The following is a 17523-nucleotide window of genomic DNA, read 5'->3' on the forward strand; positions in this document are numbered from 1 at the left end:
GCTTCTCGAGCCAGAGCTTCCCGCTCAGCGCTTCTTCCCGCTCAGAGCTTCTCGACGGGCGCATAGCGCATGAGCAGGCGCTTGGTGCCCTCGGAGCCGAAGTCCACGACCGCGACCGTCTTGTCCCCGGCTCCCTTGACCTCGACGACGGTGCCGAGGCCGAAGGAGTCGTGCGACACCCTGTCGCCGGGCTCGACCGAGACCATCTCGCGCTGCGGCCGGATGCGGTTGGGGAAGCCCGTACCGGGTCGGCTGGAGGAGGACGAGGCCCCACGGCCCGAGCCGATGACGCCGCCCGTCCCGCCGCTGCCGTAGGCGGAGCCATAGGCCCCTGCACCAGAGCCGCCCGGTGCGCCGAGGCCGCTCAGCGCACCGGAGCCGGTCGACTCCCACTCGATGAGGTGCTCGGGGATCTCCGCGAGGAACCGGCTGGGCGGGTTGTACTGGGGCTGCCCCCACTGGCTGCGCGTCTCCGCCCGGGTGAGCAGCAGCTTGCGCTTGGCGCGCGTGAGGCCCACATAGGCGAGCCGGCGCTCCTCGGACATCTCCTGGGAGGAGGTGAAGGAGCGCTGGTGGGGGAAGGCCCCGTCCTCCATGCCGGTGAGGAACACGACGGGGAACTCCAGGCCCTTCGCGGTGTGCAGCGTCATGAGCGTGACCTCGCCCCCGTGCTCGTCCGGCAGCGAGTCCGAGTCCGAGGACAGGGAGACGGCCTCGAGGAACTCGTCCAGGGTGCCTGCGCCCTCGCTCTGCGCATCGAACTGCTCCGCCACCGCGACGAGCTCGGCGAGGTTGTCCACCCGCGATTCGTCCTGCGGATCGCTCGACTGGGAGAGCGAGGCCAGGTAGCCGGTCTGCTCGAGGGCCGCCTCGAGCACCGGTGCCACGCCCCCGGCCTCGGCGACGCCTGAGAGGTCGCGCATGAGGGTGAGGAACGTGCGGATGGGACCCAGCGCGCGGGAGGTGATGCCGATCGCGTTCTCCGCGTCCTCGAGCGCCGTGCGGAAGGCGGTCCGTTCGCGCTCGGCATGGGCGGCGATGAGCGCCTCCGTCCGGTCTCCGATCCCGCGCTTGGGCTCGTTGAGCACACGGCGCAGGTTCACATCGTCCGCCGGGTTCGCCACGGCCCGCAGGTACGCGAGTGCGTCCTTGATCTCCTTGCGCTCGTAGAACCGGGTGCCGCCCACCACGCGGTAGGGCATGCCCGCGCGGACCAGCGCGTCCTCGATGGCGCGGGACTGGGCGTTGGTCCGGTAGAAGACGGCGAAGTCCCCGTACTCGAGGCCCATGTCGTCGCGGAGCTCGTCGATCCGCTCGACGACGAACCGGGCCTCGGCCTGCTCGGTCTCCGCGACCCAGCCCGTCACCGGCTCCCCGTCGCCGCGGTCCGTCCACAGGCGCTTCTCCCAGCGGTCGGCGTTGTTCGCGATGACCGCGTTCGCCGCGGACAGGATGGTCTGGGTGGAGCGGTAGTTCTGCTCGAGCAGGATCGTGCGGGCCTGCGGGAAGTCCTCCTCGAACTCGACGATGTTGCGCACCGTCGCGCCGCGGAAGGCGTAGATGGACTGGTCCGCGTCCCCGACCACCGTGAGCTCGGCCGAGGGTGCGGGCAGATCCGCCCCCGCGAGCAGCCGGATGAGGCGGTACTGGGCCGGATTCGTGTCCTGGTACTCGTCAACGAGGATGTGGCGGAAGCGCGCGCGGTAGTTCTGCGCGATCGCCTCGAAGGCCTCCAGGAGGTGGACGGTCTCCATGATGATGTCGTCGAAGTCCAGTGCATTCGCCAGGCGCAGGCGCTCCTGGTAGCGGCGGTAGACCTCGGCGGCCGCCACGTCGTTGGGCCGCTCTCCCGCCGTGGCCGCGAAGTCCTCCGGGGTGAGGAGGTCGTTCTTGAGATTGGAGATGCGGCTGCGCAGGGCGCGTGGCGGGAACTTCTTGGGGTCGAGATCGGCCTCCCGCGACACCTGGGTGATGAGGCGCAGGGAGTCCTGGGCATCGTAGATCGTGAAGTTCGACTTCATGCCCAGCGCCTGCGCCTCCCGCCGGAGGATGCGCACGCACGCGGAGTGGAAGGTCGAGATCCACATGCTCCGGGCCGAGGGGCCCACGAGGCCGGCGACGCGCTCGGCCATCTCCTTGGCGGCCTTGTTGGTGAAGGTGATCGCCAGCACCTCGCCCGGCCGGGCCCTGCCGGTGCGCAGGGCGTAGGCGATGCGGCGGGTGAGGACGCTCGTCTTGCCGGATCCGGCGCCCGCGACGATGAGCAGGGGGGAGCCCGTATGGAGGACCGCCTCGCGCTGTGCGGGATTGAGGCCGTCGAGGAGCTCATCGGCGCCGGGCGGGGGAGCGGCGGCCGTCCCTGCGCGCAGGCCGGCGGAGCCTGCCGCCCCTTCGGCGGCCGGATCGGCTTCGGCGACGGAGACCGCGCTCGCGGCGGACACGCCCGCGGAGGGGCCGTCGGCCGCCGGCGAGGTGAGGGCGGAGAGGAAGTCGAAGGGCGAAGTCATGGTGCTCCAGAACCTATCAGCGGGGACGGACGCAGCCCGGACGCACGATGCGTCCGGGCTGCGGAGGGCGGGCGAGGGCCGTCAGACCCAGAAGACGGCGACCGCCACGGCGAGAACGGCTGCGGCGACGGTGCCGTGGGCCAGCCCCGCCGAGGCCCCCTCGCCGGGGGAGGCCTTCTCACGCCGGTTGCCCAGGAGCGCCAGGACGGTGACGGCGATGGCGAGCACGGTCTTGACGGCGATCTTGGCGTGGTCGACCTCACCCGGTCCCATCTCCACGACCCCGACGAGGGCGAGCCCGGTCACCAGCTGGAGGAACGAGGCGTGCAGCATGCCCGGGATCACGCGGGGGGACTTCACATTGGCGAAGTATCCGCCGATGATGAGGGCCATGCCGAGCAGGTGCAGGAACAGCAGGATGAGGCGGAGAATTTCCATGAGGCCGAGTCTAGTGGCAGGATTGCAGTCGGTGTCCGCGGGCCCCTGCGCGGTCCGCCACACGGTCCGCCCTGGTGTAATGGCAGCACGCCGGCCTTTGGAGCCGTGCAGTCTAGGTTCGAGTCCTAGGGGCGGAGCTGGAGGACGGCCGTGCGCGCTGCGCGACCGGGACGGTAAAGCGATCGGATGTCGATCCATGAGGAGCGTTTGAGCATATGGCGGATCACTCTCCCGCTGCAGTGATCGTCCTCGCCGCGGGCGAGGGCACCAGGATGAAGTCCTCGACCCCCAAGGTGATGCACCCCATCGCGGGGCGCTCCCTCCTGCACCACGCGATCAGCGCCGCGGCCGGGACGCACCCCGAGCACCTCGTCGTGGTCCTCCGGCACGCACGCGAGCAGGTGGCCGCGCACGTCGACCAGGTCTCCGAGTCCATCGCCCGGTCCGTGCTCATCGCGGACCAGGACGATGTGCCGGGCACGGGCCGCGCCGCCGAATGCGCCCTCACCCAGCTGCCGGAGACGCTCACGGGCACCGTGGTCGTGACGTACGGCGATGTCCCCCTCCTCACGGCGATGACCCTCGACGAGCTCGTGGCCCACCACGAGGAGCGCGGCAATGCCGTCACGGTGCTCTCCGCCCAGGTGGCGAACCCGCACGGCTACGGTCGGATCGTCCGCGACGCCTCCGGCGCTCTCGAGCGGATCGTCGAGGAGAAGGACGCGGACGAGGCGGTCCGGGCCATCACCGAGATCAACTCCGGCATCTACGCCTTCGACCTCGCGGCCCTGCGGCGCTCGCTCGCGCAGGTGAGCACGGACAATGCGCAGGCGGAGAAGTACCTCACGGACGTCATCGGGATCGAGCGGGCGGCCGGCTCGCGCGTCGCGGCCCTGACCACCGAGGACGTGTGGCAGGTCGAGGGCGCCAACGACCGCGTGCAGCTCGCGCAGCTGGGCCGCGAGCTCAATCGTCGCATCGTGGTCGAGCACATGCGGGCCGGCGTGACGGTCGTGGATCCGGAGACCACCTGGATCGACGCCGATGTGGTCCTGGCGGCAGACGTGACGATCCTCCCGGGCGTGCAGCTGCACGGCGCCTGCGACATCGCGACGGGTGCGGTGATCGGGCCGGACACGACGCTCGCGGACACCGAGGTGGGGGCCGGCGCGCAGATCACGCGCACCCACGGCTCGCTCGCGGTGGTGGGAGCAGGCGCCTCGGTCGGCCCATACGCCTATCTGCGCCCGGGCACCGAGCTGGGTGCCGACGGCAAGATCGGCACCTTCGTGGAGACGAAGAACGCGCAGATCGGCGCCGGCTCCAAGGTTCCGCACCTCACCTATGTGGGGGACGCGACGATCGGGGAGCAGTCGAACATCGGCGCCTCCTCCGTGTTCGTCAACTACGACGGTGTGCAGAAGCACCGGACGACGATCGGATCGCATGTGCGCATGGGCTCGGACACCATGTACATCGCCCCCGTGCAGGTGGGCGATGGCGCCTATTCCGGCGCCGGCGCGGTGATCAGCGAAGATGTTCCCGCAGGGGCGCTGGCCATCAAGGAAGGCCGGCAGCGCAACATCGAAGGGTGGGTCGTGCGCAAACGACCGGGCACCCCTGCGGCACAGGCGGCCCAGCTGGCCGCGGACAGCGAGAATCCCACCGCGGATAAGGAGTCCCGATCGTGAAGTCGATCACCACAGCGGGCGAGAAGAAGCTCGTCCTCGTCGCCGGACGGTCCAACCAGGAGCTCGCGGAGCAGGTGGCGGAGAGCCTCGGCACCGAACTCCTGGAGACCGACGTCTACAACTTCGCCAACGGCGAGATCTACGTGCGGTTCGGCGACTCCGTGCGCGGATGCGACGTGTTCGTCATGCAGTCCCACTCCGCTCCCATCAACGAGTGGGTCATGGAGCAGCTCATCATGGTCGACGCGCTCAAGCGGGCCTCGGCCAAGCGCATCACGGTGATCGCCCCGTTCTTCCCCTACGCCCGGCAGGACAAGAAGCACCGCGGCCGTGAGCCCATCTCGGCCCGCCTCATGGCCGATCTGTTCAAGACGGCGGGTGCCGACCGCCTCATCACGGTCGACCTGCACACGGCGCAGATCCAGGGCTTCTTCGACGGGCCCGTGGACCACCTCGTGGCCCTGCCGATCCTCGCCGACTACGTGAAGAGCAACTACCCCGGCGACCTCGCCGTGGTCTCCCCGGATGCCGGTCGCATCAAGGTCGCGGAGAACTGGTCGTCCTCGCTCGGCGGAGTGCCGCTGGCCTTCATCCACAAGACGCGCGACATCACCCGGCCCAACGCGACGAAGGCCAACCGCGTCGTGGGCGACGTCGAGGGCCGCACGTGCGTGCTCGTCGACGACATGATCGACACCGGCGGCACGATCGTCCAGGCCGCCGATGCCTGCATGGCCGCGGGGGCGGAGGGCGTCATCATCGTCTCCACGCACGCGGTGTTCTCCGGCCCGGCCGTCGAGCGCCTCTCCGGCTCCGTGGCGAAGGAGGTCATCGTCACGAACACCCTGCCCATCGAGGACGAGAAGCACTTCGACAAGCTCACGGTGCTCTCGATCGCACCGCTGCTGGCGCGCGCCGTGCACGAGGTGTTCGAGGACGGCTCGGTCACGAGCCTCTTCGACATGTGAGGCGCTCCTCCCCGCTTTGCGGCGGATGACCGGTGCGCGTACACTTGCAGGGTTGCCTCGGCGAGGGAAGCCCCATGCTTCCGTGATCGACGCGGTGCTCTCAGCCTCCTCCCGGCCTTCGCCGGTGCGGGTGCGGTCCACGAGCAGCGTCCGCCGTGGTCCCGTCACCACGAAGGAGAAGACAATGGCAGACACCATCAAGCTGCTCGCAGCCAAGCGCGAGGAATTCGGCAAGGGCGCCTCGCGCCGTGCGCGCCGGGCCGGCAAGGTTCCCGCGGTCCTCTACGGCCACGGCACCGATCCCGAGCACCTGCTCCTCGAGGCGCATGCGACCATGCTGGCGCTGCGCAACGCCAACGCCCTGCTGGAGCTCGAGAACGCCGAGGGCACCCGCAACGAGCTCGCCCTGCCCAAGGACATCCAGGTGCACCCGGTCTCCCGCGAGATCGAGCACGTCGACCTCATCATCGTCAAGCGCGGCGAGAAGGTCGAGGTCGAGATCCCCGTGCACATCGTGGGCGAGGCCGCACCCGGCACGCTGGTCTCCCCCGAGATCACCACCCTGCTGCTCGAGGCCGATGCCCTCAAGCTGCCCGAGTTCGTCGAGGTCAGCATCGAGGGGCGCGAGGCCGGCGAGCACGTCCACGCCTCCGATGCGGTCCTGCCGAAGGGCGCCACGCTCGTGAGCGATCCGGAGACCATGGTCGTCAACGTCTCCGCGGAGATCTCCGAGGCCCAGCTCGAGGCCGAGCTCGAGTCCGACGCGGTCGAGGGCGATGTCGTCGCCGCGACGCAGGAGGACGAGGGCCCGTCGGAGACCGCCGGGAAGGAATGAGCTGAGACGCAGCCGTGCGCGGCTGCGACTCGGACCCGTACCGCCGAGGGCCCGAGCCCGGTTCCGCACCGGGTTCGGGCCCTCGGCCATCGGGCAGGCCCCCGTGGGCACAGGCCTCGGGGGCGCTCGAGCCGGCAGGGCTCAGACCACCCGTGTGCAAGCGGGCGGCATTCGAACAGGGAACACCGGAGCAGGGAAGAGGACAGAGGCGGATGGGCAACGACACCTGGCTCGTCGTGGGACTCGGGAATCCGGGTGCGCGATACGCCGGCACACGCCACAACATCGGCTACCTCGTGGTCGACGAGCTGCTCGGCCGGATGGGCGCCGCGCTCACCCGGACCAGGTTCCGGGCCACCGCGGCCAGCGGACGACTGCCGGGCCGAGGCGGTCTGCCCGGGCCGCGGGCGGTGCTCATGCGCGCGGGCACCTATATGAACGACTCCGGCCAGTCGGCCGGACAGCTTGCCCGCTTCCATTCCGTCCCGCCCGAGAACGTCATTGCGATCCACGACGATGTGGACCTCGACTTCGACACCGTCCGGCTCAAGCGAGGCGGCGGCGAGGGCGGACACAACGGCCTCCGCTCGCTGACCCAGCACCTCGGGACCAAGAACTACCTGCGCGTGCGCGCCGGGGTGGGGCGGCCGCCCGGTCGCATGGACACCGCCGACTATGTGCTCGCACGCTTCACGAAGGACGAGCAGCAGACCCTGCCGATCATGGTCTCCGACCTCGCGGACGCCGTGGAGACGCTCACGCTCGAGGGGCTCGAGGCCGCCCAGCAGCGGTTCCACGGCCGCGGCTGAGAGGACCACGCCCGGCAGCAGGGGGCGTGTGGCTGGGGATGCTCAGCGCTGTGCGAGCGTGCAGACGCAGGCGCGGTTGCCGTCCGCGTCCTCCAGCACCGTGAACATGGGTGCGCGGGAGTCGTCCACGACCGTCCCTCCGGCCGCGACGACCGCGCGGATGCGGGCGGGGGCGAGGGCCTCGGGCACGGAGAGGTCCACGTGGAGGCGCTGGTGGGGAACCTCGTGCTCTTCGCAGTCCTGGAACCACAGGGGCGGGAGCTGACCGCTCGGGTCGATGATCTCGTCGCCGGAGGCGGCGGTGGCATCACCCGTGAGCAGCGCGGCCCAGAAGGGGGCGATGACCTCCCGCTGGGCCGTGTCGAGTCCGAGTTCCAGCAGGACCGGGGCGTCCGGTTCCGGGGACGCGCCCGCGGTCTGCGCGAGTGCACTGACCTCGACGGCGAGGCGCAGGTCCCGGTTCGTCACCCCGCCCACGTCATGGCTGGTCAGCCGCACGTCGAGGTGGGGGTAGGAGAGGGCGAGGTCCGGGTGGTGGTTCGCGGCCTCGGCGGCCTCGCCGATCCTGTTCGCCAGGGCGAGGCCCGAGGTGAAGCCTCCCGTGCCGAATCGCGCCCGGATGCAGCCGGGCAGGCCCTGCCAGTCGTCCAGGCCCGCGTCCGCGAGCGCGTTGAGCAGCTGCTGTCCTCGGAGTACGGTCCGATCCGTGTGCGTCGTCATGGGGCGAATGCTACGCGTGGGTGCGGCCGGGGTGAACCCCCTGCGCATGTACGGCCACCGCGGGGATCGCGTTCAGGAGCATGAGGATCGCGCCATCCGCGGGTGACCGTGCAGATCGTCAAGATCGACCCGCTCATGAGGGCCGCGCTGTTCAGGATGACCGTGCTCTGAGCGAGGACTGTGCCGTGCGGGAGATCTGACTCCGACGGGAGCCGGGAAGCAGAGCGGCGCATACCCCGCCCACGGCTCCGAACAGGTGGCCCTGCCAGGACACGCCCGGGCTCACCGGCAGGATGCCCATGAGCATCGAACCCCCGTAGAGGCAGACGACGAGGACGGCGATGACGATCTGGAGAACGCGGGCGCCTCCGGGGCGGGCATTGCGCACCCGTGCGATCAGGTAGGTGAAGTAGCCGAAGACCAGCCCCGAAGCGCCCACCGTGAGCGTCCCCGGGAATGCGAGCAGCCAGGGCCCGACCCCGCCCACGAGGGTGACGACTGCAGTGACCGTCCAGAAGCGCCGGGTGCCCTCGGCGGCGACGAGCAGGCCGAGGACCAGGAAGGGGACGGAGTTCGCGATGAGGTGGCCCCAGGTCGAGTGGAGCAGCGGAGCGAGGACGACGCCCGGCAGGTGCGTGAAGTCCCAGGCCCGGATGCCGAGGACCTCGAACCTGCCCGGCAGCAGCATGTCCGCGAATTCGATCACCCACATGAGGGCGAGCAGCGCAAGAGGAGGGAGGAACCGTGCGAACGTGGACGGCGATGCGGGAGCGGCGGCGCGGGCAGGCGTCTGCGACATGCCCTCATTGTCCCTGAGGAGGCTGGGCCGAACCCGAAGGTGCGGACTCGCCGGAAGACTGCCGTGCTCGGCGAGGCGGCATTGCGCGCTGGCCGGGATCATGCGGCGGAGCCGAGCAGGGGCGGAAGCTTCAGCAGCGCGGCGCGGAACCGGGAATGGAAGACCGGGGTGCGCTCGCGGTCGATCCTCGGCGGCGGGATCCATGCGGGGAGGCCGGGCCGGAATGTCGAGCTCCAGCCGGAGCGCTCGAACCACCGGTGATGGAACGGACAGGCCAGCGTGAGGTTGTCGACGTGCGTCGGGCCTCCCTCTGCGGCGGGAACGATGTGGTGCGCTTCGCACCATGCCGCCGGGGCATCGCAGTCGGGGAAGGTGCACCCCTGGTCGCGGGCGGTGAGGAGCGTCATCTGGGTGCGGGTGGCGAACCGGCCGGTGGAGTGCACCGCGAGCGTCCTGCCGCCGGCTGCGGCGATGTGTGCGAAGAGCTGCCCGGCCTGCGACCAGGATTCGAGGTGCCGGAGCGTGGTGGTGCCTCCGGTCTGGGTGGGCAGAGGGCGGTCCGGGCGTCCGAGGTCCTGCGCGCCCGCCGTGACCACGAGTGCATGATCGGCACCGTGGAGCACCCGCTGCCGGGAGAGGCAGCGCAGCAGGAAGGCGAGGCGGTCGTGCCGGTGCCGGCCGGGGGACTGCGAGTCCGGTTCCGGGGCGATCTCGCTGCGGCTGCCGTCCTCGCGCACACCTTGGGCGCGGCCGCCCACGACGAGGGGAGTCAGTGCTTCGGCCTCGTCCGGTGGGTGAGGTGGCGGGCGGAGCTGTCCGCCTGTTGCGGCAGGTTCCCGGAAGGGTGCTTCCTTCACCGCTCTGTCCGATGCGGCCGGGGTCGCTGTCCCCGGTGCGGCTGATGCGCCGGAGGCAGCTGATGTGCTTCGCGCTGCCCGCGCCTCCGCGACATCTGCGGCGGGCGCCTCGGTCGAGTCCGCCAATTTGGCCGAGCGAGGACAGGCCGCTGATCCGGCGCGCCCGGTCACATCCGCTGATACTCGCCCGAGGGTCTTCTCCCACAGGGTGCGGCACGCGGTGCCGTTTGCGTCCTCCTGCGCCTCTTCGTGCAGCTCTGCCACAGCCTCTGCGATGCGGTCGCTGATCGCGAGAGGCCAGCCGTCGTCTTTGAGGAGGTAGCCGGGGTCATCGGGCAGGATCGTGCCCGCACCGGCAGCCCCGCCGGTGAGGCAGACGCCGCCGTCAGCGGTCACCGAGACGTCCGTGCGCTCCCAGACGGCCTCGCGGGGCGCAGGGGTCGACGCCGCGGGTTCCGCTCGCTGCGCTGACTCATGTCGCGGCGTCGACTCGCGTCGCTGTGCCGGTTCATATCGCTGTACTGGCTCATATCGCTCTGCCGGTTCCCGCCGCACTGCCGGGCTCTGCTCTGCCGACCCGCCTTGTGCCGCGGACCCGCCTTGCTCTGCCGACCCTTGCTGTGCAGCCGACCCACGCTCTGCCGCTGAACCATTCTCTGCCACTGATCCGCACTCTGCCGATGAGTCGCTCGCGCCGTGACCTGAGCCCCCTGCTCCTGCGCCGTGACCCGAGTCCTGCGCCTCTGAGACCATTCCCCTCCCGGCTCGCGGCCGCAGCTGGACCTCGGCATCAGTGTCTCTCATGCGTGCGTACAGCAGGGAGTGCATCACTGTCCCGGTGGGGCAGTCGAGGAGTCCCGAGACGCGCCAGTCCCCATTCACCTTCTGCGTGAGCGTGATGTGGTGCTTCTGCGGCTCCGGGGCGAACTGCGGGGGAGTGCCGTCCGGATCGACCAGGCTGATGATGCGTGCGGTGAGCTCGGGGACGTCGGTCAGCCGCACACCGGGTGCGAGCTCCATCAGCGTCGCCTCGATCCGCTCCCCGTACTCCCGTTTCACGTGGGGCGGAAGCTCCTCCAGCGCGGTGCAGAGGGTGCGAGCCTCATCCGCGGAGAGTCGGTCCTGCTCGTAGTGCTCTGCGATCGCCGGGTGTGCCGGCTCCTGCTGTTCGCCCAGCAGCGTGGTGCGCGCCCCCAGCTGCCGGGCCAGAGCGGCGCGCCTGCGCGCCTCGTGGTGAGCGATGCGGAACTCTCCGGCCAGCAGCGCCTCCGTGGTGCGGTAGCCGTGGTCCGTGGGTGTGCCGGACCTGTCGAACTGTGCCAGCAGGTGCGTGGAGAGTCCGTCGATGCGCCTGCGAACAATTTCGAGGGCGCGCAGTGCGGAGAGCGTCTGCTGAGGTGTGAGCGAGGTCGTTCCTGCACGGTCCCGGCAGCGCTCCGTCGCCTCGAGCAGGCTGAGCGCGAGGCCGGGGACGGGGGAGCCCGCACCATCGGATTCCGTGAGGGCCAGTTCCATGAGCGTCAGCCGGTCGGCGGGGGAGAAGGGCTGCCTGAACACGGGCTCCTCCTGATCCGGCGGCGGACCGTCCGGCCGATCCGCCGGTGATCCTGCTGTGTGCCCGGTGCCCATGTTCCTCACCTCCCTGTGATTCCCTGCCCCCATTCTACCGGAGCGATCATGAAATGCAATAGACGGAGGCTCACAGTCAACCATGAACGAATTACAGTTCGAATCATGGCTCTGGGATTCAGCTGCGCTCTGCTCTTCAGGGACCCACCTGCCCTGAGCGAATGACTCCGCCGGCTCTACTCCCGCGTGCCTCTACCCGCTCCTGTGCTGCCCCGCCCGCCCGCTCCGCGTGACCCCGCCCTCCCCGATCCCGTGTCCGCGCCTGCGCCTAGACTGGGCGCGTGCTCTCGAGACTCAGCGATGCCCTCACCCTGCCCCAGTTCGCAGCCGTCCGGGAGGCCGTCGCGGACGGCTCCTCTCCCGGCGGCTCCGTCTCGCTGGTGCGCGGCCTCTGGCCCGCCCTCACCGCCGCGACCGCACGTACGGGCACCGTCCTCGCGATCACTGCGACCACCCGTGAGGCCGAGGACCTCGCGCGCGCCCTGGGCGACTATCTGCCGGAGGAAGCCGTCGCGGTCTTCCCCTCGTGGGAGACCCTGCCGCACGAGCGGCTCTCACCGCGCTCGGACACCGTGGGCACCCGCCTCACGGTCCTGCGCAGGCTCACGCACCCGGAGGGCGAGGATATCCCGCTGCGGGTCGTCGTGGCCCCTGTCCGCGCGGCACTGCAGCCGCTCGTCAGGGGACTCGGGGAGCTCGAGCCCCTGACTCTGGCCGCCGGCGACCGCGCCGACCTCACGGAGCTGGCGGAGCGGCTCTCCGCGCTCGCCTACTCCCGTGTGGACATGGTCTCCCGCCGCGGCGAATTCGCCGTCCGCGGCGGCATCATCGACGTCTTCCCGCCCACGGCGGACTCCGCGCTGCGCATCGAGTTCTTCGACGACGAGGTGGAGGAGATCCGCCGCTTCTCCGTCGCGGACCAGCGCTCGCAGCCCGCCGAGGCCGGTGAGGCCGTGACCCTGTGGGCACCGCCCTGCCGGGAGGTGCTGCTCACCCCCGAGGTGCGCACCCGGGCCGCGGAGCTCGCGAAGACCGTCCCGGCCGCCGCGGACATGCTCACGAAGATCGCAGACGGCACCGCCGTCGAGGGGATGGAATCGCTCGCACCCGTGCTCGCGGACGGCATGGAGCCGCTGGTCGCGGTCCTGCCTGCGGGCACCCGCGTGCTCGCGATCGAGCCGGAGCGGATCGCGGCGCGCGCCGAGGACCTCGTGCGCACCTCCGAGGAGTTCCTCCAGGCGGCGTGGGAGTCGGCCTCGGACGGGGCGCAGGCGCCCATCGACCTCTCCGCCGCGAGCTTCCGCACCTTCGAGCAGACGCGGGAGGCGGCCGGCGTGCTCTCCCTGCCGTGGTGGGAGGTGGGCGGATTCGCCGCAGATGAGGAGCTGGCCGCGCCCGGCGAGGACGTATTCACGGTTCCGGCGCGCGAGCCGCGCGGCTACGCCGGCGATGTCGAGGCGATCCTCAGGGACGTCCGCGGTCTCGTCCATGCGGACTGGTCCGTCGTGGTGCTCACGGAGGGGCACGGTCCCGGCCAGCGCCTCGTCGAGGTGTTCGCGGACGCCGATGTGCCGGCGGCCTTCGTCGAGGAGCCGGACTTCTCCGCGGCCGCTCGGGTGGAGGTCGCGACCGCGGCGGGGTTCGGCGGGTTCGTCGTCGACGACCTCAGGCTCGCCGTCCTCACGGAGGCGGATGTGCTGGGCCGGGCCTCGGCCGCCTCGACCCGCGACATGCGGAAGCTCCCCGCCCGCCGCAGGCGCAACCAGGTCGATCCGCTCAACCTGGCGCCGGGTGATCATGTGGTGCACGAGCAGCACGGAGTGGGCCGCTTCGTCGAGATGATCCAGCGCACCGCGGGGCGGGGGAAGGACGCGCACACCCGCGAGTACCTCGTCATCGAGTACGCCCCCTCCAAGCGGGGGCAGCCGGGCGACCGCCTGTTCGTGCCCTCGGACTCGCTCGACCAGGTCACCCGCTATGTGGGCGGGGAGAACCCCGGGCTCAACAAGATGGGCGGCGCGGACTGGGCGAAGACCAAATCGCGGGCGCGCAAGGCGGTCAAGGAGATCGCTGGAGAGCTCGTCCGCCTGTACTCCGCGCGCCAGGCCACGCAGGGCCATGCCTACGGTCCCGATTCGCCCTGGCAGCGGGAGCTCGAGGACGCCTTCCACTACGTGGAGACCCCGGACCAGCTCACGACCATCGACGAGGTCAAGGAGGACATGATGAAGTCGGTCCCGATGGACCGGCTCATCTGCGGCGACGTGGGCTACGGCAAGACCGAGGTCGCCGTCCGGGCCGCATTCAAGGCGATCCAGGAGGGCAAGCAGGTCGCGGTCCTCGTGCCGACGACGCTCCTCGTCCAGCAGCACTTCGAGACGTTCTCCGAGCGCTACTCGGGCTTCCCCGTCACGGTCGCCGCGCTCTCGCGGTTCCAGGCCAAGAAGGAATCGGACAGGGTCGTGGAGGGACTGCGCGCGGGCACGATCGACCTCGTGATCGGCACGCACCGGCTGCTCTCCGGCTCCGTGAAGTTCAAGGACCTGGGCCTCGTCATCATCGATGAGGAGCAGCGGTTCGGCGTGGAGCACAAGGAGACGCTCAAGGCCATGCGCGCCGACGTGGATGTGCTCGCGATGTCCGCAACCCCCATCCCGCGCACGCTCGAGATGGCGGTGACCGGGATCCGGGAGATGTCGACACTGGCCACGCCGCCGGAGGAGCGCCACCCCGTCCTCACCTATGTGGGCCGCTACGAAGACCGGCAGGTGGCCGCGGCGATCCGGCGCGAGCTCATGCGCGAGGGCCAGGTGTTCTACATCCACAACAAGGTGCAGGACATCGAGCGGGTCGCCGGCCATATCGCGGAGCTGGTGCCCGAGGCCAGGATCGGGATCGCGCACGGCAAGATGGGCGAGCAGCGGCTCGAGCAGGTGATCGTCGACTTCTGGGAGCGGAAGTACGACGTGCTCGTGTGCACCACGATCGTCGAGACCGGCATCGACATCGCCAACGCGAACACGCTCATCATCGACCGTGCGGACCGCTTCGGCCTCTCCCAGCTCCATCAGCTGCGCGGGCGGGTGGGCCGCGGCCGGGAGAGGGCATACGCCTACTTCCTGTTCCCCGGCGACGGCACGCTCACGGAGACGGCTCACGACAGGCTCAAGACCCTCGCCGAGCACTCCGAGCTGGGTGCGGGCATGCAGGTGGCGATGAAGGACCTCGAGATCCGCGGTGCCGGGAACCTGCTGGGCGGACAGCAGTCCGGGCACATCGAGGGCGTGGGCTTCGACCTCTACGTCCGCCTCGTGGGCGAGGCTGTGGCGAACTTCCGCGGTGAGACCGCGGAGGAGGAGCCGGAGATGCGGATCGAGCTGCCCGTGGACGCGCACATCCCCACCGACTACGTCGAGCACGAGCGCCTGCGCCTGGAGGCGTACCGGAAGCTCGCGGCTGCCTCGGGGGAGGAGGAGATCCGGGAGGTGCTGGCCGAACTCACCGACCGCTACGGCCCGCCCCCGGCCTCCGTGGACGTGCTCGCGGACGTGGCGCGGCTGCGCATCCGGGCGCGCGCCTCGGGCGTCACGGACATCGTGGTGCAGGGCAACTTCATCCGGTTCGGGCCGGTCGGGGAGCTGCCGGATTCGCAGATCGCGAGACTCAAGCGGATGTACCCCAAATCGCTCATCAAGCCCGCCGTCCGTTCGATCCTCGTGCCCAAGCCGGTGGCGGGGAACGGCTTCGACCGAGCCGAGGTGGTCGACTCGGACATCCTCGCCTGGGCACGTGCGTTCCTCGATGCGATCCTGCCGGAGCCTGAGCCCGCAATCCCGGGTGAGGAGGCTGGGCAGGGGGGCGCTGTCGCGGCGACCGCGGGCGCCGAGGCCGGCTGATGAGCGGCGGGCAGAGCCCCGGCGGCGTGGTTCCCGGCAACGAGGGGCGCGACAGCGAGGCAGCCGGCGCCGAGGCGCGCGGCGGCGAGGCTGCCGGCGCTCGGAGGGCCGACGGCGAGGCTGCCGGAGGTGAGGCCCCCGGGACGGGGCCTACCCCGGGCCCGTCCTGCCTGAAGGACGAGCCCCGCCTCGCACGGCGGGAGGGCGGCAGCCCGGACCCGCGCGATGTCCGGGAGCCCTGGGCCCGGCCGGAGACGGAGCAGCTGGACCTGCCCGCGCTGATGGCGTTCATCCGGGCGCGCTGTCCCTGGGCCTCGGCGCATACGCACGTGTCGCTGTCGCGGTATCTCGTCGAGGAATCAGCAGAGCTCCTGGCCGCGGAGGAGCACCTCTACGGGAGGCCGGCAGACGGAGCGGGTACGGCACACGATGCGGCGCGGCACGAGGAGGCGGTCGACGGCGTCGAGGGGGAGCTCGCCGATGTCCTCTACCAGGTGCTCTTCCACTCCGCGCTCCTCGACGATCACGAGGAGCGCGAGCCTGGAGAGACCTACGCCCGGGTGGAGACGCGGCTGGCGGCGAAGCTGGTCCGCAGGCACCCCCATGTCTTCGACTCGGAGCACCCGGTGCCGCTCGAGCAGGTGCAGTGCGCCTATCGTGGGGTGAAGGACCGGGAGAAGCGCACGGGCCTGTCCGCGCCCGAGCCGCCGGTTCCCGCACAGGTGCGTGCCCTGGCGCTCGTGCGCGATGCGCTCGCCGTGACGGAGCACAGGCTCGGGGAGGGAAGCGCACCGCGTTGGCCGGGTGAACGCCGCGGGCGATGACCGGGCGACCGGACCGCGGAGCGCGCTCACTCCCCGCAGACTCGACAGGTTCCAGGAGACACGACAGATTCCAGGAGAGCAGATGACCGCAGCATCAGGTTCCGAGGCCTTCTCCGCTCCCCGCATCCCGGTGAGCGGCACGTTCAACTTCCGCGACCTCGGCGGGCACCGGACTGCTGACGGCAGGCGGATCGCCACCGGCAGGCTGTTCCGGGCGGACGGCCTGGGTCGCCTCGACGACTCCTCGCACACGCTCATGTCGCAGCTGGGGATCAGGAGCGTGGTGGACCTGCGCGAGGAGCGCGAGGTGCACCATCTCCCGGATGCGCTGGGGGCGGGGCTGTTCGAGTATGCGCACATGCCGCTGCTGGGCAACCGCTATATGCCGCTGGATCCGCAGAGCCCGCACCGTCTGGTCCTGGCCGACCATTCGCTGCCCGGACTCTACAGCGCGATGATCGAGGGCTCGGGCGCCCTCTTCACGCAGGTCATCACCCGGCTCGCAGAACAGGAGCAGGGAGCCTCGGTGTTCCACTGCTCCGCGGGCAAGGACCGGACGGGAATGATCGCGGCCTTCGTGCTCACGCTGGCAGGGGTGCGCCGCGACGACGTCATCGCGGACTACTCCCTCACGGAGCAGTACCTGGGCGAGGACTTCCTGCGTGCTCTCGGCCGGGACGTGGCCAGCGCAGGGATCGCCGAGCGGAACATCATGGCCACCGCCGCGCGTCCCGAATGGATGGCCGATGTGCTCGACCGGCTCGACCGTGAGTTCGACGGGGTGGAGGGGTACCTCGCGCACCACGGCCTGTCCGATGATGTGGCGGTCCGGCTGCGGGAGCGTCTCGTGGTGGACGCGGCGGCGGACGAGGGCTGAGCCCCGCTCCTGTCCCGACGCGGAAAGCGTTCGGGCGGAACGTCCCCGCGGCCCGCTGCGACTGCGACGTCGGGCCCGCTGCGACTGTAGGGGGGATGGCAGCAGGGGAACACTGACGAGGACGGTTACGCGGGTACGCCGGCAGGAGCCGGAGCGCTGTTCCGCGTGCGATCTCCGTCCCCGCGGGAGAGCCTGCGCATGAGCAGGACCCAGCCGGCCACGGCCAGGATCAGTCCCGCGGCGTACGCCGTCAGCCCGACGGGATGCGTCGCGGCCGTCTGCTGGATGAATCGCTCCGGGATCAGCACGGCGAAGGCGAACGCGATGAGCGTCCCCGCGTAGCTGCCGATCATGTTCCCCGCATGCCCGCGCCAGTCGCCCCGGCGGATCCGCCAGAGGCCGAGGGTGACGGTGCAGAGGGTGAAGACTGCGAGTGCGTGGAAGACGGTGATCCCGTGGCCGAAGATGAGCAGGCCGCTCACGCACGTGGCGTACATGAGGACCACCCAGGAGCGTCCGATGCGCCGGTGGAGCCGATCGCGGGAGCGTCTGATCATGTTGACCGGCCCGAGCACGAGGGCTGCGAAGGCTGCCGTGGCATGGACGATGACGGTGACTGTGTGGAGTTCCATACTCCTCTAGGATAGTGTCGCTACCCAATACGGCAACGTGG

Annotated in this window: 13 protein-coding genes and 1 tRNA gene; 8 read left to right on the forward strand and 6 right to left on the reverse strand. The window is 70.6% G+C overall.

Translation table 11 applies throughout. The annotated features are described in order from the left end of the window. Positions 1 to 41: 41 nt before the first annotated feature. Both pcrA and K318_RS0111395 read right to left on the reverse strand, forming a co-directional pair. Entirely contained in the window at positions 42 to 2507 is a 2466-nt protein-coding gene (gene pcrA / locus K318_RS0111390) for a DNA helicase PcrA (RefSeq protein ID WP_029089579.1), read from the reverse strand. 81 nt (positions 2508 to 2588) lie between these two features. Continuing rightward, entirely contained in the window at positions 2589 to 2945 is a 357-nt protein-coding gene (locus tag K318_RS0111395; RefSeq protein WP_029089580.1) for a hypothetical protein, read from the reverse strand. A 65-nt stretch (positions 2946 to 3010) separates the two neighbouring features. Here K318_RS0111395 and K318_RS0111400 point away from each other — a divergent pair. From K318_RS0111400 to pth, 5 genes are all read left to right on the forward strand, one after another. Next, positions 3011 to 3082: transfer RNA gene (locus K318_RS0111400), tRNA-Gln, on the forward strand. 78 nt (positions 3083 to 3160) lie between these two features. Continuing rightward, positions 3161 to 4636 (forward strand): bifunctional UDP-N-acetylglucosamine diphosphorylase/glucosamine-1-phosphate N-acetyltransferase GlmU, encoded by a 1476-nt coding sequence (glmU, locus tag K318_RS0111405; RefSeq protein ID WP_029089581.1) that lies wholly within the window; start codon positions 3161 to 3163, stop codon positions 4634 to 4636. Then, the gene (locus tag K318_RS0111410) at positions 4633 to 5604 is read left to right on the forward strand and encodes a ribose-phosphate diphosphokinase (protein WP_029089582.1); all 972 of its coding nucleotides are present in this window, start codon (positions 4633 to 4635) and stop codon (positions 5602 to 5604) included. Before glmU ends, K318_RS0111410 begins: the two co-directional genes overlap by 4 nt. Before the next feature lie 184 nt (positions 5605 to 5788). Next, positions 5789 to 6439, forward strand: coding sequence for a 50S ribosomal protein L25/general stress protein Ctc (locus K318_RS0111415; protein ID WP_029089583.1), 651 nt, complete (start codon positions 5789 to 5791; stop codon positions 6437 to 6439). A gap of 212 nt (positions 6440 to 6651) precedes the next feature. After that, a complete protein-coding gene (pth, locus tag K318_RS0111420; RefSeq protein ID WP_029089584.1) occupies positions 6652 to 7248 on the forward strand; it encodes an aminoacyl-tRNA hydrolase in 597 nt (198 codons plus the stop codon). A 42-nt stretch (positions 7249 to 7290) separates the two neighbouring features. Here pth and K318_RS0111425 read toward each other — a convergent pair whose 3' ends face one another. From K318_RS0111425 to K318_RS0111435, 3 genes are all read right to left on the reverse strand, one after another. Next, positions 7291 to 7968: a 4a-hydroxytetrahydrobiopterin dehydratase gene (locus K318_RS0111425; protein WP_035281721.1), complete on the reverse strand. Its 678-nt coding sequence runs from the start codon at positions 7966 to 7968 to the stop codon at positions 7291 to 7293. 151 nt (positions 7969 to 8119) lie between these two features. Continuing rightward, positions 8120 to 8767, reverse strand: coding sequence for a rhomboid family intramembrane serine protease (locus K318_RS0111430; RefSeq protein WP_029089586.1), 648 nt, complete (start codon positions 8765 to 8767; stop codon positions 8120 to 8122). Positions 8768 to 8865: 98 nt separating this feature from the next. Next, positions 8866 to 11181, reverse strand: a complete 2316-nt coding sequence (locus K318_RS0111435) for an HNH endonuclease (RefSeq protein WP_169721464.1) — start codon at positions 11179 to 11181, stop codon at positions 8866 to 8868. Positions 11182 to 11534: 353 nt separating this feature from the next. On the opposite strand from K318_RS0111435, the gene mfd reads away from it, so the two are divergent. The 3 genes from mfd (at position 11535) to K318_RS0111450 (ending at position 16850) form a co-directional block, all read left to right on the forward strand. Then, positions 11535 to 15149, forward strand: a complete 3615-nt coding sequence (gene mfd / locus K318_RS0111440; RefSeq protein WP_029089588.1) for a transcription-repair coupling factor — start codon at positions 11535 to 11537, stop codon at positions 15147 to 15149. Continuing rightward, the gene (locus K318_RS23770) at positions 15149 to 15973 is read left to right on the forward strand and encodes a MazG nucleotide pyrophosphohydrolase domain-containing protein (RefSeq protein WP_084500102.1); all 825 of its coding nucleotides are present in this window, start codon (positions 15149 to 15151) and stop codon (positions 15971 to 15973) included. The genes mfd and K318_RS23770 overlap by 1 nt, the downstream gene beginning before the upstream one ends. Before the next feature lie 82 nt (positions 15974 to 16055). After that, on the forward strand, positions 16056 to 16850 hold the full coding sequence (locus tag K318_RS0111450) for a tyrosine-protein phosphatase (protein WP_051297913.1): 795 nt from the start codon (positions 16056 to 16058) through the stop codon (positions 16848 to 16850). Positions 16851 to 16975: 125 nt separating this feature from the next. Here K318_RS0111450 and K318_RS0111455 read toward each other — a convergent pair whose 3' ends face one another. Continuing rightward, positions 16976 to 17482: a DUF2306 domain-containing protein gene (locus tag K318_RS0111455; protein WP_029089590.1), complete on the reverse strand. Its 507-nt coding sequence runs from the start codon at positions 17480 to 17482 to the stop codon at positions 16976 to 16978. Between the last annotated feature and the right edge of the window lie 41 nt (positions 17483 to 17523).

The organism is Brevibacterium album DSM 18261 (genome assembly GCF_000426445.1).
Classification (GTDB): domain Bacteria; phylum Actinomycetota; class Actinomycetes; order Actinomycetales; family Brevibacteriaceae; genus Brevibacterium; species Brevibacterium album.

What these genes read in the sequence shown, in the direction of transcription:
- pcrA (WP_029089579.1), bottom strand. Translation starts at nt 2,507, where the DNA reads ATGACTTCGCCCTTCGACTTCCTCTCCGCCCTCACCTCGCCGGCGGCC.
- K318_RS0111395 (WP_029089580.1), bottom strand. Translation starts at nt 2,945, where the DNA reads ATGGAAATTCTCCGCCTCATCCTGCTGTTCCTGCACCTGCTCGGCATG.
- glmU (WP_029089581.1), top strand. Translation starts at nt 3,161, where the DNA reads ATGGCGGATCACTCTCCCGCTGCAGTGATCGTCCTCGCCGCGGGCGAG.
- K318_RS0111415 (WP_029089583.1), top strand. Translation starts at nt 5,789, where the DNA reads ATGGCAGACACCATCAAGCTGCTCGCAGCCAAGCGCGAGGAATTCGGC.
- pth (WP_029089584.1), top strand. Translation starts at nt 6,652, where the DNA reads ATGGGCAACGACACCTGGCTCGTCGTGGGACTCGGGAATCCGGGTGCG.
- K318_RS0111425 (WP_035281721.1), bottom strand. Translation starts at nt 7,968, where the DNA reads ATGACGACGCACACGGATCGGACCGTACTCCGAGGACAGCAGCTGCTC.
- K318_RS0111430 (WP_029089586.1), bottom strand. Translation starts at nt 8,767, where the DNA reads ATGTCGCAGACGCCTGCCCGCGCCGCCGCTCCCGCATCGCCGTCCACG.
- K318_RS23770 (WP_084500102.1), top strand. Translation starts at nt 15,149, where the DNA reads ATGAGCGGCGGGCAGAGCCCCGGCGGCGTGGTTCCCGGCAACGAGGGG.
- K318_RS0111450 (WP_051297913.1), top strand. Translation starts at nt 16,056, where the DNA reads ATGACCGCAGCATCAGGTTCCGAGGCCTTCTCCGCTCCCCGCATCCCG.
- K318_RS0111455 (WP_029089590.1), bottom strand. Translation starts at nt 17,482, where the DNA reads ATGGAACTCCACACAGTCACCGTCATCGTCCATGCCACGGCAGCCTTC.